13 protein-coding genes are annotated in these 13,458 nt (G+C 35.6%); 10 read left to right on the forward strand and 3 right to left on the reverse strand.

Annotation, left to right across the window (positions count from 1 at the left end; genetic code table 11):
- Positions 1–75: 75 nt before the first annotated feature.
- The 8 genes from rfaE2 (at position 76) to JBW_RS24915 (ending at position 6,973) form a co-directional block, all read left to right on the forward strand.
- The gene (gene rfaE2 / locus JBW_RS03185; RefSeq protein ID WP_007959007.1) at positions 76–543 is read left to right on the forward strand and encodes a D-glycero-beta-D-manno-heptose 1-phosphate adenylyltransferase; all 468 of its coding nucleotides are present in this window, start codon (positions 76–78) and stop codon (positions 541–543) included.
- A gap of 30 nt (positions 544–573) precedes the next feature.
- Positions 574–960: a GxxExxY protein gene (locus JBW_RS03190; RefSeq protein ID WP_007959017.1), complete on the forward strand. Its 387-nt coding sequence runs from the start codon at positions 574–576 to the stop codon at positions 958–960.
- A gap of 57 nt (positions 961–1,017) precedes the next feature.
- A complete protein-coding gene (gene waaF / locus JBW_RS03195) occupies positions 1,018–2,034 on the forward strand; it encodes a lipopolysaccharide heptosyltransferase II (RefSeq protein ID WP_007959018.1) in 1,017 nt (338 codons plus the stop codon).
- Positions 2,035–2,052: 18 nt separating this feature from the next.
- Positions 2,053–3,222 carry a glycosyltransferase gene (locus JBW_RS03200; protein WP_007959019.1) on the forward strand — a complete coding sequence of 390 codons (1,170 nt, stop codon included), beginning with the start codon at positions 2,053–2,055 and terminating at the stop codon, positions 3,220–3,222.
- Positions 3,223–3,234: 12 nt separating this feature from the next.
- Entirely contained in the window at positions 3,235–4,326 is a 1,092-nt protein-coding gene (locus tag JBW_RS03205) for a polysialyltransferase family glycosyltransferase (RefSeq protein ID WP_007959022.1), read from the forward strand.
- A gap of 68 nt (positions 4,327–4,394) precedes the next feature.
- Positions 4,395–5,417, forward strand: coding sequence for a CgeB family protein (locus JBW_RS03210; RefSeq protein WP_007959024.1), 1,023 nt, complete (start codon positions 4,395–4,397; stop codon positions 5,415–5,417).
- A gap of 355 nt (positions 5,418–5,772) precedes the next feature.
- On the forward strand, positions 5,773–6,648 hold the full coding sequence (locus JBW_RS03215) for a glycosyltransferase family 2 protein (protein WP_007959026.1): 876 nt from the start codon (positions 5,773–5,775) through the stop codon (positions 6,646–6,648).
- Positions 6,649–6,784: 136 nt separating this feature from the next.
- On the forward strand, positions 6,785–6,973 hold the full coding sequence (locus tag JBW_RS24915; protein WP_158453443.1) for a hypothetical protein: 189 nt from the start codon (positions 6,785–6,787) through the stop codon (positions 6,971–6,973).
- Between the two features lie 350 nt (positions 6,974–7,323).
- Here JBW_RS24915 and JBW_RS03220 read toward each other — a convergent pair whose 3' ends face one another.
- Both JBW_RS03220 and JBW_RS03225 read right to left on the reverse strand, forming a co-directional pair.
- Positions 7,324–8,247, reverse strand: coding sequence for a glycosyltransferase family 2 protein (locus tag JBW_RS03220; protein ID WP_007959027.1), 924 nt, complete (start codon positions 8,245–8,247; stop codon positions 7,324–7,326).
- Positions 8,248–8,330: 83 nt separating this feature from the next.
- On the reverse strand, positions 8,331–9,431 hold the full coding sequence (locus tag JBW_RS03225) for a glycosyltransferase (protein ID WP_007959028.1): 1,101 nt from the start codon (positions 9,429–9,431) through the stop codon (positions 8,331–8,333).
- A 161-nt stretch (positions 9,432–9,592) separates the two neighbouring features.
- Between JBW_RS03225 and JBW_RS03230 the strand changes: the two genes are divergently transcribed.
- Positions 9,593–10,486 carry a radical SAM/SPASM domain-containing protein gene (locus JBW_RS03230; protein ID WP_007959033.1) on the forward strand — a complete coding sequence of 298 codons (894 nt, stop codon included), beginning with the start codon at positions 9,593–9,595 and terminating at the stop codon, positions 10,484–10,486.
- A 76-nt stretch (positions 10,487–10,562) separates the two neighbouring features.
- Positions 10,563–12,533, forward strand: a complete 1,971-nt coding sequence (locus JBW_RS03235) for an LTA synthase family protein (protein ID WP_007959034.1) — start codon at positions 10,563–10,565, stop codon at positions 12,531–12,533.
- A gap of 75 nt (positions 12,534–12,608) precedes the next feature.
- Here JBW_RS03235 and JBW_RS03240 read toward each other — a convergent pair whose 3' ends face one another.
- Positions 12,609–13,361 carry a polysaccharide deacetylase family protein gene (locus JBW_RS03240; protein WP_235334128.1) on the reverse strand — a complete coding sequence of 251 codons (753 nt, stop codon included), beginning with the start codon at positions 13,359–13,361 and terminating at the stop codon, positions 12,609–12,611.
- Positions 13,362–13,458: the final 97 nt, after the last annotated feature.

Below are 13,458 nucleotides of genomic sequence, written 5' to 3' on the forward strand. Positions count from 1 at the left end.
TGCTTTTATTTATTCCTTCTCTGTGCTCTCTGTGTTCTCTGCGGTTAAAATTTCTTTAGATAAAGCAGGTGTAATATGAAAATAGTAGATTCTATTCAAATAAAGAATATAACAGAGCAACTAAAAGCCGATGGTAAAATAATTGTTTTTACCAACGGCTGTTTTGACATTCTCCATGTGGGACATGTTCGATATCTCAAAGCGGCCAGAGACCTAGGTGACTGTTTAATACTAGGTCTCAACAGTGACCAATCTGTACGTACCCTCAAAGGTCCAACCCGTCCAATCAATACCCAAGATGACCGAGCCGAAGTTCTATCGGCTCTTTCTGCTGTTGATTACGTAGTGATCTTTGAAGAGTCTACAGCAGAAAATCTAATTGATCAAATAAGGCCTGCTATCTACGTTAAAGGCGGCGACTATAACATCAAAGACCTCCCCGAATCCTCCATCGTCTCCCGCCACGGCGGCCAAACCATCCTCATCCCCGAAGTAATCGGCAAATCATCGAGTAATATAATAAAGAAGATAAAGAAGGATTAACGAACCACAGAGGGCGCAGAGGGTGATTTAATGAAAAATACAGATTGTATGGCGGCTTTAACAGATAAAGTTATTGGTGCAGCAATTGAAGTTCATAGAATCTTAGGACCTGGTTATCTGGAAAGTGTATATGAAGAAGCATTGGTACATGAATTGCAACTAAGAAATATTCCACTAGAACGACAGAAAGTAATTAATATCAATTATAAAGATAAGGCAGTCGGTGAGGGACGGATAGATTTATTAGTTGATCAATGCCTTATCATAGAGCTAAAAGCAGTCAATGAACTTGCTGATATACATGTGGCTCAAGTGTTGTCATATTTAAAAACTACAGGGTTACAACTGGGATTATTGATTAATTTTAATACAAAATATTTACGTGATGGAATAAAACGCGTAATAAAATCAAAATAACCCTCTCTGTGTTCTCTGCGTCTCTGCGGTTAAATAAATCTTTTTAGAGGTTTTAATATGTATAAAAACATTCTTATTGTAAAACTTAGTGCCATTGGTGATGTGATTCACGCTTTGCCTGTGGCTCATGCTTTGAAGCAGACTTACCCTGATGCTCGTATCACTTGGGTAGTAGAAAAACCTGCCTATGATCTTTTAACCAACAACCCTGATATAGATGAAATTATCATCTTCGATAAACCTAAATTCAAATCCTTATCAGGTCTACTATCAAATGGCTATACATTCTCAAAATTGCTCAAATCCCACAAATTTGACCTAGCCATTGATCTGCAAGGACTATTCAAAAGCGCAGCCATCTCCTATCTCAGTGGTGCACCCAAGCGCCTAGTGTATTGCAACGCACGAGAGCTAAGTGACAAAATCGGTCAGCGAATTTGTGGAAATCATGAACATGGCCATGTAGTAGACCGATATCTAGATGTTGCACAGCACCTCGGCTGCAAAATAGATCAAGTCCAATTTCCTATAAACATCACAGAAGTTGAAGTACAAAAAGCAGAGGCGATAGCTAACCATGCAGGATTAAGGCTAGAAAATCCCTACGTCGTCCTTGCCCCAGGTACTAACTGGCCTTCTAAATGCTGGCCAACAACTCACTTTGCCAAGTTGGCAGATCAATTCTATGACAACAACATGATTCCAGTGATAATCGGCGGACCCAATGATAAACGATTAGCAGAAGAAATAATTGCCAATACGAAAATTCCCCCCATTGACCTTACAGGCAAAACCTCTCTTAAACAATTGGCCTATATCATAAAAAAATCACGAACTTTTGTAGGCGGTGATACCGGTCCCATGCATCTGGCAGTGGCGGTAGGCACTCAGGTAGTAACTATGTTTGGACCAACTGATCCTAATCGAAATGGACCTTATGGAGAAAATCATAGTATTTTAACCCCTGATGTACCTTGTATTTGCTGTTGGAAGCGCCAATGTACAAAGAAGCCAATGTGCCTTGAAACATTAAATGCTGATGTGGTGTATCAATCTATTCAAAATAAGAAATGAAGGTAGGGAGCTAATAAATTGAATATCTTAATTTTGTTTTCCCAACCATGGCGAGTAGGTGGTGCTGAAACCCATGTGGAAGCTCTTATAAAAGGTTTATCAGATCATAATATCATTCTCGCAGTAAATCGAGGCAGTAATACTGAAAAACTGCAAAGACTCAGGCAAGAGTTTGCGAATGTGGAAATCGTAGAAGTGCAGGCACGGGGAATTAATGTCTTCCAGTGGATTATGGATTTATACAAATTGGCTGGTGTTATCAAAAAAAATAAAATTGAAATCATTAGCGCTCAGCAAAGAACCGCTGGAATCTGGGCATACTTATTAAATAAATTTACAGATGTTCCTTTTGTCGTGACAATGCATGATCCCTGGCACCGAGCCTTTATAAAGAAAGGCTACGCAAAAATGTTTTCACAGATGATTGTGGTGAGTAGAAATTTAACAGATATATTAGTTAATAAATTTGGCTTTAAAAGTAGCCAAATTAGCTTCATCAATAATGGCATAGATTTTGCAAAATTTGTACCCCAGGACAAAAAAGAAGCCAGAAATAGGCTAGGTATCTCACAAAATAGTAAGATTATTTTACACGTAAGCCGTTTAAGCAGCATTAAGGGAGCTGTATCCTTGATTTTAGTTGATAGTATGGAACATGTCCTACAGCAAGAGAAGGACGTGAAATTGATTATTATCGGTGAAGGACCATTAAGAGAAGAACTTAATGAAAAGTCAAGAACATGGAATGAAAATTATAAGAACTTGATTGAAATCAAAGATTTTACAGACGATATTTCTTACTGGTATAGTGCAGCAGATGTAATAGTAGGTGAGGGACGAGTTGCCATTGAAGCGATTGCCTGTGAAAGGCCTGTAGTGGCGATTCGCAATGGAGAACAGTTTTTTGGGGCAGTAACGATAGAAAATATTGCAGATGCACTAGAAGTTAATTTTGACGGAAAGCAGCTTTCTGCTACCCCGGAGGCATTAGCGATAGAAATTGTAAAGACATTTAAGATTGCTCTTGAGCAAAGAATAGAAATAGCTAAATATATCAGCACGAAGCTCAGCATCAAAGAAATGTCTGGAAAGTACGATAATGTATTCAAGGATGTAATTGCAAGTCATTTGACAACTAATATCGTAGAGGGTACAAGTAATCAAGAATCTAGTAAAAATTCAAATTGAGGAATTAGTAACATGATAAATTTATTTATAGTGAATACCCCATTTCAATTATTAAGTGCTTTTATCGTTGCGAATAGCTATGAGAAAGAGGCAGAAAATTATCTCTTGGTATTGAGACCAAATGAATATGAAAATTGGCAATATAGTACAGGAGTCCAGTATATATTAAAGGATATTTCAACATGGAAAAAGTCACTTATTGTAGAAAAATGGTTGCAGCGGAATGATAAAAGAAGTAGCTATCGAGGGCAAATCACAGAGATGAAAGAACGTATCGAAAGTATTGGCAATATCAATCAAGTCTTCTTAGGATCAGATAAAATAATTCAAAATCAAATGATGGTTGAGATTGCTGGATGTTCAAATTATTCATTATTAGATGAAGGTAGTTTTTCCTATAATAGTCGAGATCGTAAAGCACTAAGTAAAATATGGCAATATCTACGAATACAGTATTTTCGGTATACTGGCAATGTTCGTGGAAATATGAAATATAATCTCAGTGGCATTGGTTATGGACCAGGTAATATAACTGACTATCTATATCGTCCCGAGTTATTAGGAAGAAAATCTAAGTGTGTAAAACCGCTGGAAAGAAAGTACATTCAAAGTATCTTGCCGACCATTGCGGATCATATGGAAGATATATCAATTTTGATGCAGCAACCATGTATTATCTTTCTTGGCAGTCCATTTATTGAACAAGGTGCCTTTACCATTCAAGCGGAGATGCAGGTACTGCAAAATCTATATGAAATAGCGGAAAAATCGAAGTTGCGTCTTATTTATAAAACTCATCACTCTGAAAATGAAGATAAATTAAAGACCTATCAACAGGCATATCCAGAAATAGAAATCTTAAAATCATTAGAGCCAGCAGAGTTGTTATATCATAAATATAAGAATATAAAATATGTTATCAGTTTTGCATCATCGGGAATGTTATATATTAATAGTTTTGCAGATAAGGATATAAGACCAATAGCGGCATATAAACTGTATGGGCAAACTGCAATACAACCGCGTATACAACGAATATTTGAAAATTCAGGCGTATCTATGCCAAAGGATTGGGAAGAAATGCAAAATCTAATTTTATCCTAGAAGAAATAACGGGTTAGTTATTCATGGGAAAAGTTCTTGGATCTATTCTTAAAGAGAGGTTTAGGTTTATGAAAGTATTATTAATTGGTCCTAATTATTTTAATTATGTTAGAAGTATTGCAGCAGCGTTGGAAAAAATAAATATTACTGTAAATGTTCAATGTTATGGTAATGCCTATGATAGTTGTAGCTATTGGCAAAAGCGGTTGGATTGTTGTGGAATTATAAATGTAAAGGAAGAACATGTCAGTGACTGGAATCGTCATATTTTGGAGATTAGTGCTGCGTTTCAACCTGATATATGCATTATATGCAATGGGACTATTATGTCCTCAAAAACCTTACAGATCCTGAAGAATAATGGGGTTAAACTGGTATTATGGCTTTTGGATGGGATCAAGCGTAATTCCGAACTTGAGAAGAATCTTTCTTTTTACGATAGATGTTTTGTATATGATGTTTTAGATATTGATCTTATTACTAGACAGTATCAAATACCTTGCAGTCAAGTATTGAGTAGCTATGATTCAGCAATCTATTATCCAGAAGAACAATCCAGAGATATTGACATTTCCTTTGTAGGGAAGCCTACCAAGAAGCGATTGCAAATATTAAAGCATGTGGCTGAGTATGCATTAACGCATAATCGAAAATTTGTAGTATATGGTAACTTTTGGGGAAAACATATTTGGAAGAAGTTACAGTTTAAGTTGAAGTACTCTCCTCTAGATAAATATGCAATTAATACCATGATAAATCCTGAATCTGTTGCTCAGCTTTATAGACGTACAAAGATTTGCCTAAATATTCACATTGCAGAGCATGATGGTCTTAATCCCCGTACTTTTGAAATATTAGGGACGAAATCTTTTGTGCTTGTTGATGATAAAGCTGAGTTAAAACAACATTTTGAAATAGGAAAACATCTTGTCGTATTTAATGATAAAAAAGATTTGATAGAAAAGATAGAATATTATCTTGAAAATACCGATTTGCGGGAAAATATTGCAGCAGATGGGCAGGCTTTTGTAACTAATCAATATGATATGGACAGTACAGTACGGAAAGTATGGAATTTAATTGTACAATAATAGTTGTAAGGTTCTCTATATGTTAGATCATGAAAAATAGTATATAATTAAAAATGGTGAATTGATTTGAGTAAATCTATTATATTGCATACCATAAACCCTATTGGCGACCAGGGCATACTGCTTATCGACCGCTCCATGAGGAGCTGCTGATTCCATGATAGAAAAGTGAAGTAAGAAATATCTTTCTTAAGGGATAGAGAAAATGACAAAACGGTGGCTTGAGAGAAGTTCAAGTCACCGCCTTTAAACGCTTTATTACTAGAGAAGAGGCTATATAGATTATTGCTTGATATTTTATACCAAAAGTATGATATAATGATTGTCAAAAAGAGTTTACCAAGGAGAGGTTTTTGTGATAAATTTCAGATCCGTTCCGATTTTTATTGTTTCTTACAATCGACTTATTTGTTTACAACTGCTTATTGCAAAGCTTGAAAAAGACGGATATACAAATTTAATTATCGTTGATAACGCATCAACAAATAAATCTTTATTAGATTATTTACATAGTTTGCCTTATAAAGTTCATTTTTTAGAAAAAAATTACGGCCACTTGGTATTATGGGAAAGTCGTTTATTTGAAGATATTATTAATAGTACTTATTATGTTTTGACAGACCCCGATGTAATACCTATTGATGAATGTCCAAGTGACTATGTAGAACATTTTTATGATATATTAAAACTTTATCCCGAAAAGACAAAAGTAGGCTTTTCATTAAAAATTGATGATTTACCGGAGCATAATCCAAATAAATATGATTTGATTCGCTGGGAATCTTTTTTTTATGAAAATAAATTGTCTCAAAAGCCATTGTATTATGATGCTGATGTCGATACAACTTTTGCACTATACCGACCGGGTTATCCAAAACATTTTTATAATGCAATTCGTACTGGCTTTCCATATACTGCACGACATTTGGGTTGGTATACTGATACAGAAAACTTATCAGATGAAGACGAATTATATTTTAAATCAGCAAATTCTAGTTTTTCTTCGTATGATGATTCTGCGATTAGTCAGATAAGAAATAGCACCATAAAAAAAATAGCGGAGAAGCAAGAAAATTTTAGTTTATACAAATTAATTAAAAGGGTTATAAAATTAGAACGGTTAACAAACACAACATTTGGAGAAATTTTTAGAATAACATTCTTTTTATTATCAAAGAAAATCCGGCAACATTATAAATGTGTTAGGAGAAAAAGTATTATACAAGAATAATTAGGCGGCAATGTTCATTTCCCTAGTGCTGCAATAACCTGAATATTATAGCTGCCTACCGAGTTCAGGTAGGCAGCTATAATATTTTAACGTAATAACTAAACTTTTTTTGCTTGAAAAATATGTCCGGTTAAAGATGACAGCGAGATTGATGTGTCGCTGTCATGGGCAGAATCGATTGATTGCCGACTATTATGTCTGGCAGAAACATGTTGAGACTGAGGCCAAGCTGCAGCAGGCAATCGTGTTAAGTGAGCAGCATGCCCAGAACAAAAACGTCCTGCAGAATAAGTTAGACCTTAGTAATCAATGTGCAACCGATTAATCATTTCACAGTGCAGGCTCCTACTGTACAAGTCGCTGCCGAAGATGTGGCAAATAGAATTAATGCAAAAGATCAAAAATAGGATAAATTAAACCTAGAATTATATGTGATTTTTAAATAGCAAAACACGCGTGATATTGAATTTTACGTATAATGATCTTGATTATTGCTTTGAATAAAAAAACTATATTACTGCGAGGTGGACCATACCGCTTGTTAGCGGTCATTTTTTTCTTTTTATCAGAGAAAAAAAGTGGGGAGCAATCGGAGTAAATTTTAATAATACAAGTATTGTCATATATCATACTAGCTGACTTCACTACGTGAAGTAAGTATGAAAATAAGCACTTTCAATTTGATATCCAGTCTTTTAGTGCATTCATATAATTCTCATAATATGAATACCTAGCAAGTTCATTCTTTATAGCAAATAGCCTGGCAATTTTGCTTTTAGGTAAATTAATTCTTGTTTCCAGGTGGTTAGTATATTCAATAAGTTCTCTACAAAATTTTGCATTAGTGCCCCCTTCTAATTGATTTTGTAGCGCTTTAAGCCTAGAAAGGTACTTTCTATGGTGTCTTATATGAATGCCTAACAGCCGCGATCGTAGCTTAACTAGTGAATTTTTGGGTTTTAAGTTTATTCCAATTTGTTGAGAATCGTGGTGGCGGTAATAAATTAATTTTTCATTAAGCGGCATTACAGGATAAAAAGCAGTCATTATAAATGCCATCCAATCATCGTGAAGGCAATTGAGAGAAAAAGGATAGATATGCTCAAGAGCTTCCTTTTTAAATGCCATCGTTGCACCGGTTACTATGTTTCTTGGTAGTAAAGATTGTATTGTAAAATTTTTGTGATTAAAGTTCACATAGTCCCAAAGGGATAGTTCCGTAGGACTTAAATTTTTATCAGTAACAAAAGCATTGGTAAATATCATATAGACATGAGGGTATAAAAGAAAGGCTTCCATGATCGTTGCTACTTTATTTTCTAACCATACATCATCCTGATCGGCTAGAAAAATGATATCGCCACTACACATTTTTATTGCTTGTTCAAAATTTTTGGTAGAACCTAGATTAATAGGATTATGATGTACCTTGATTATTGGATGAGTAAAATCTTTCAATAGTAGCTTAGTATTATCATTTGAATTATCGTCACAAATAATAATTTCATCCGGCAATAATGTTTGAGATAGAATACTGTCAAGCTGTTGTGCCAGGTACTTTTCACCATTATAGGTGCACATAGCAATCGATATCTTCACCGAAATTCCTCCTTGCTTAAAAATTCTTCAATGAGATATACAGGAATTATAACATTTTTTCTAAGAGCTAGTATATGAAAGATTTAATAATTAGTTACTATTGCATTATATAAATCAGTAATTTTATCAGTAGTTTGTGAGTAAGAGAAGTTGTGAATAATTTTCTCTCGGCTATTTAAGGAGATCCTTTTTTGTAAAGTTAAATCGTTATGTACTAATAATAATTTTTCATATAATGCTTTAATACTATTTTTTTCTACTAAAAAACCTGTAGAACCGTCATCAACTACCTCGGGCAAGCCTCCTACAGCATATGCAACAACTGGTTTTCCCATTGACATAGCTTCAGCTGCTGCTAGTCCGAAAGTCTCTAGCTTAGATGGGAATGCCATCACATCAATCGCATTTAAGGCTACAGGCACGTCAGTATGATGTCCAGCAAAAATAATGCGATCGTATATTCCAAATCTCCAAGCCTTATATTTTAAAAAGGGGAGGTACTTCCCTTTACCTATAATGACTAATTTCCAGTTCTTGGCCTCTTCATAAGTTGCCAGTAGATGTAATAAATCCATATGTCCTTTCATATTTGGTCGGGCTACTCTGGAAACGATGCCTAAAAGGAAGTCTCTCTTAGTTACGCCCCACTTTTCTCGTAGGTGGATTCCTTTTGATAAATTTTCAGGCGTTGGTGAATATGTAGCGGTATCGATTCCATTATATATTGTAGTAAGTTTCTGTGGATCGAGATATCCTTCACTAAGAAAGCGATTCCTCAAATAGTCACTTACACAGATAATTCGCTGTGCTTGTGCAATGTTGGATTGTTGCTCCTTAAAGTTTAACCATCCATGAGCAGTATATACCCAAGGTATGTTAGCTCGCATGCATGCTAAAGCGGTAGCTTGTCCAGCAGCTCCCGAGTTAGCATGTACCAATTGGATGTTGTGTCGACGAATGATTTTTTCTAATATCATAGAAGCAAGGCCTTTGTGCAATCGTATAGGTACTTTATAATGGGTAATTCCCATGTTCTTTAATTCATTAGCTAATAAGCCTCCCCAAGAAGCCACATATATGTTATAGTCCATTACTTTTAGTTGCTTTGCTAATTGAAAAACATAGGATTCCGCACCACCGATATTTAAGCGGGGAACAACTAATAAAAGATTAGTAACTTGCAATTGATAACCCCCTGTTACGAAAAGAATGATTACTTATCATTGTAGCACGAAGTAGTTTTAGGAACAATTTTTCTGATATAATTATAGTGGTAAAATATGGTCAGGAATAGTATTTAGTGATACAATTATACGTACACGGAAAAATCAGGGAGATGTAAACCATGTTAGTCAATTATGAAAATGTAGTAAAATATTATGTCAAAGCGCATATACCAAGTCTTATGAATCTATATAACGATCATAAAAAGAAAAAATACAAAAAGCGTGTAGCAAAAACTATTACACAACGTGAAGCCTTCTATAAGCAAAATGGTTCCTATCCGTTATTTCGCACCATTGAAATTGAAACCCATAATCGATGTAACAGTACGTGCTCATTCTGTCCCGTAAACAAAAATGATGATACCCGTGAATATAAGAAAATGAGTACAGAGCTATTTACGAATATCATTCAACAACTGCAGCACTTGGATTACCGTGGTACTGTAGGCTTATATTCAAACAACGAACCATTATTAGATGAAAGATTAGTGGATTTAGCGCGGATTGCGAAACAGCATTTGCCTAATGCCACCATTCAGATCTATACCAATGGTACATTGCTGACCGTGAATAAATTTATAGATCTCATGCAGTATCTAGACCACATGTATATTGATAATTATAATGATAAATTAAAACTCATTACTCCTGTTCAGCAAGTACATGATTACTGTACAAAAAATAAAGTATATCTGGATAAGGTACGGATTCGATTACGAAAATTACACGATGTACTCAGCACTCGAGGGGGACAAGCTCCAAATCGTAAAAAGGAGCAGATTCAATCCTTGGATGTTTCCTGTTTGCTGCCTTTTAGACAAATGATCGTGCGTCCTGACGGAAAGGTAAGCTTTTGCTGTAATGATGCATTAGGGAAGCATACGTTAGGTGATCTAGCAGTTCAAAGTATCGAAGAAGTGTGGAATGGAGAAATCTATACCAATATACGTAAGAATATTATACAAAGTCGTTCTTTGTTACCTCTTTGCAAAAATTGTGACTCTTTATTATAAATTAGTGAAGCATACTTAGATAACTAGTACATTGTAAAAAAGAATAGATAATATAATTGGTAGGAGGCTTCTTTCGTTGTCACGATGGGATTTCTTTTTTCGTAATATTCAACAAGATTTTAAAATTTTTATCTTTATGCTAATCCTTTTATGTGGATTGCGAGTAGGGTTTATTGGCTGGCTTTATACCTATATGAATGACGGGTCTACAGGAAAAGATATTGCTGTTGCTTTATTCTATGGGTTACGCATTAGTTTAAAAACAGCAGGTATTGCTGCGTTATTAACATGGATTTGCTGTACTGTAGTAAATCTACTATGGATGCGTGCCCAATTGGACAAATTGCGTTGGTGGATAGGCTGTGCCTATATCGCACTGTTAGCAGTATTATTTCAGGCGCGTATTCCTTACTATGAACAATTTCACAGTGGATTTAATCAATTTATCTATAATACATTTCGTGATGATGTTCAGGCACTATTTTCTACTTTTGTGCAAGAATACCAGCTGTTTGGGCGATTGGCAATTGCATTTTTTATGACAATGCTTTTAGGTTGGCTGCTAAAACGCTGGCTCAACACAGGTGCATTTACGTTGCCTCAGGTAGATAATGCATGGGGAAAACTATCTATGCGTATATCCGTTATAGTAGTCATGATAACATTTATGGTCTTTACACGTTTTGGTGGCAGTTTAGTATATTCTCATTCCGTCAGTTGGAAGAACGCTGCTGTTTGTCATGATGAGTTCTTAAATGAAGCAATATTAGATGATGTTCAAGCACTATATCGGGCCCATGAAATTAATGAACTCATGGAAAGTGCGCAAGGAATTCATATTAATGCAGAGCGGATTCGCCAATATGGTCAGCATTTGGCAAATCAAGAGATAGGAGGTAATGATCTAGAAGAATTTCTTGAAAAGCATGCACAAGGACCAAAGGTATCCAAGCCTAAGCATATTTTTATTATTATTGGCGAAAGTCAGGCCCAATGGCCTCTTATGTCTCAATATGCAGACTTACACATAGCAGATGGATTGAAGAGCCTTATATCTGAGAAGAATTCCACCTATGTGCCAGCCTTTTTACCTAATGGACCTTTTACTCCTATGGCCGTTACAGGAGTGGTTTCGGGTCTGGCAGAAGTTAATTTATACCCTAATTATCAACCTGAATCCTATAGAAAACCTTATGCTACAGCCATTGCACCACAGCTGAAGAAATTAGGATATCGGACACGTTTTTGGTATGGTGGTTTTAGTTCCTGGGAACGAATCCGCGACTATGTCTTAGCCCAAGGATTTGATGAATTCCATGCTTTTGATGAATTAAAAAAAGAATCTGGAAACGTATGGGGAGCCGACGATAAGCTGCTTTTTGAGACGATACAGGAAAAATTTCAAGAAGATGAGCAGCCAACTGTAGATGTCATCTTAACCGTATCCAATCACGCACCCTATACGGTAGATTTAGCAAAAGAAGGATTTCCAGAAGAACAAGTGCGAAGTCAATTACCCCAATATGCCAAAAATAATAAAATGTTAGTCAAACAGTTAGGTCACTATTGGTACGCCGATAAGTATATTTCAGAGTTTGTTAAGACGCGATATGAAAAATCTCCCGATAGTTTATTTATCATCACGGGAGATCATGCAGATCGTATGAATATTGAACCGACTCCAGACTTATTTACTCGGTATGCCATTCCGTTAATAATATATGGACAAGGCGTAAACAAACAGCTGCTGCCAGAGAAAATAGCTGGCAATCATATTCATATCCTGCCTACCCTATTTGAATTGATTGCACCATTAGGCTTCCAATATTATTCTGTTGGGCAAAGTTTAACAAGAGGGAATAATGTAGGTGTTAATCACTTGTTATGGATCACGCATGAAACTATTGGAAAGCTGGACAGTAATGTTACGGTTCCTGTACCTTATGCAGGTACCAGTTCTCAAGTAGATCTCCAGAGTGTGCAACTGGATTTGGAAGCCATGCAAGCGGTTTCCTGGTGGCGTATCAAAAATGGTCGTTATTTTTGATCTAGTAAATCCATAATAACTTAAAAGGCACAAAGTTACAAAGAGGATACTCTAAGTAATCTTGTGCCTCTTGGCTTAATTGTTTTTATTTACATCTTTTTTGTTACCATGCTTTGAGAAAATACGTTGTAGTAAGGTGGAGGGGAGCAAGTCACGGTATTGCTTTATTCGATATTCTAGAATTCTCATCCCAATAAATAGCATATGCAGTGAAGAAACCTTTAAGGCAAATTCCCATAAGGGCTGCCGTGATGAGATAACTACTCGCTTTAAAGAAAATAAATCATTTCTCCAGAAGTCTGTGCCCTTGAAAATACCCAAGGCTGCTTTATAGCCTGCCTGCTTAGCTAGATTTTTTACTCTGTTGTCAAAATCACCATAAGGATAGCATAAGAAGTCGATGGGGATATGTAGCTGTTGTTCTAAGGAACTCTTGCAGCTTACAAGTTCATGGAGGATTTTTTCTTCATTATTCAATCTAGAGAGGAAAGGATGATTGACAGTATGGGCACAAATAAACATTCCTTGTTTTAACCACTCTTGGAGCTGTGCCAATTCCATCGTTCGACAGTGAGGTTTATTTTTATAATCTTCCCAATTATTTTCTTGTCCGATCCAATTGCTGATGATACAAACTGTGGCTGTCATATCATATTTTTTTAATAGTGGTAAAGCATTCATAAGATTGTCTTCATAACCGTCATCAAAAGTGAGAAGAATGGATTTTGACGGAAGAGGAGACTTCAGGGTAAAATGATGATACAGGTCTTGTAAAGAAATCGTAGTATATCCATGTTTCTTTAAATATTGTAGCTGCTGCTCAAACATAATGGGTGATACTGTATTGCGATCATTTGGTATATCAGCAATTCGATGGTACATTAAAATAGGGACTTCCTTATTTATATGTTGATAGATTAAAAAT

This window comes from Pelosinus fermentans JBW45, assembly GCF_000271665.2.
In the GTDB taxonomy this organism is placed as follows: Bacteria; Bacillota; Negativicutes; order DSM-13327; family DSM-13327; genus Pelosinus; species Pelosinus baikalensis.

Excerpts from the sequence above, each read along its gene's own strand:
- JBW_RS03240 (WP_235334128.1), bottom strand. The coding sequence starts at position 13,361 with ATGTTTGAGCAGCAGCTACAATATTTAAAGAAACATGGATATACTACG.
- JBW_RS03190 (WP_007959017.1), top strand. The coding sequence starts at position 574 with ATGAAAAATACAGATTGTATGGCGGCTTTAACAGATAAAGTTATTGGT.
- JBW_RS03210 (WP_007959024.1), top strand. The coding sequence starts at position 4,395 with ATGAAAGTATTATTAATTGGTCCTAATTATTTTAATTATGTTAGAAGT.
- JBW_RS03230 (WP_007959033.1), top strand. The coding sequence starts at position 9,593 with ATGTTAGTCAATTATGAAAATGTAGTAAAATATTATGTCAAAGCGCAT.
- rfaE2 (WP_007959007.1), top strand. The coding sequence starts at position 76 with ATGAAAATAGTAGATTCTATTCAAATAAAGAATATAACAGAGCAACTA.
- waaF (WP_007959018.1), top strand. The coding sequence starts at position 1,018 with ATGTATAAAAACATTCTTATTGTAAAACTTAGTGCCATTGGTGATGTG.
- JBW_RS03205 (WP_007959022.1), top strand. The coding sequence starts at position 3,235 with ATGATAAATTTATTTATAGTGAATACCCCATTTCAATTATTAAGTGCT.
- JBW_RS24915 (WP_158453443.1), top strand. The coding sequence starts at position 6,785 with ATGACAGCGAGATTGATGTGTCGCTGTCATGGGCAGAATCGATTGATT.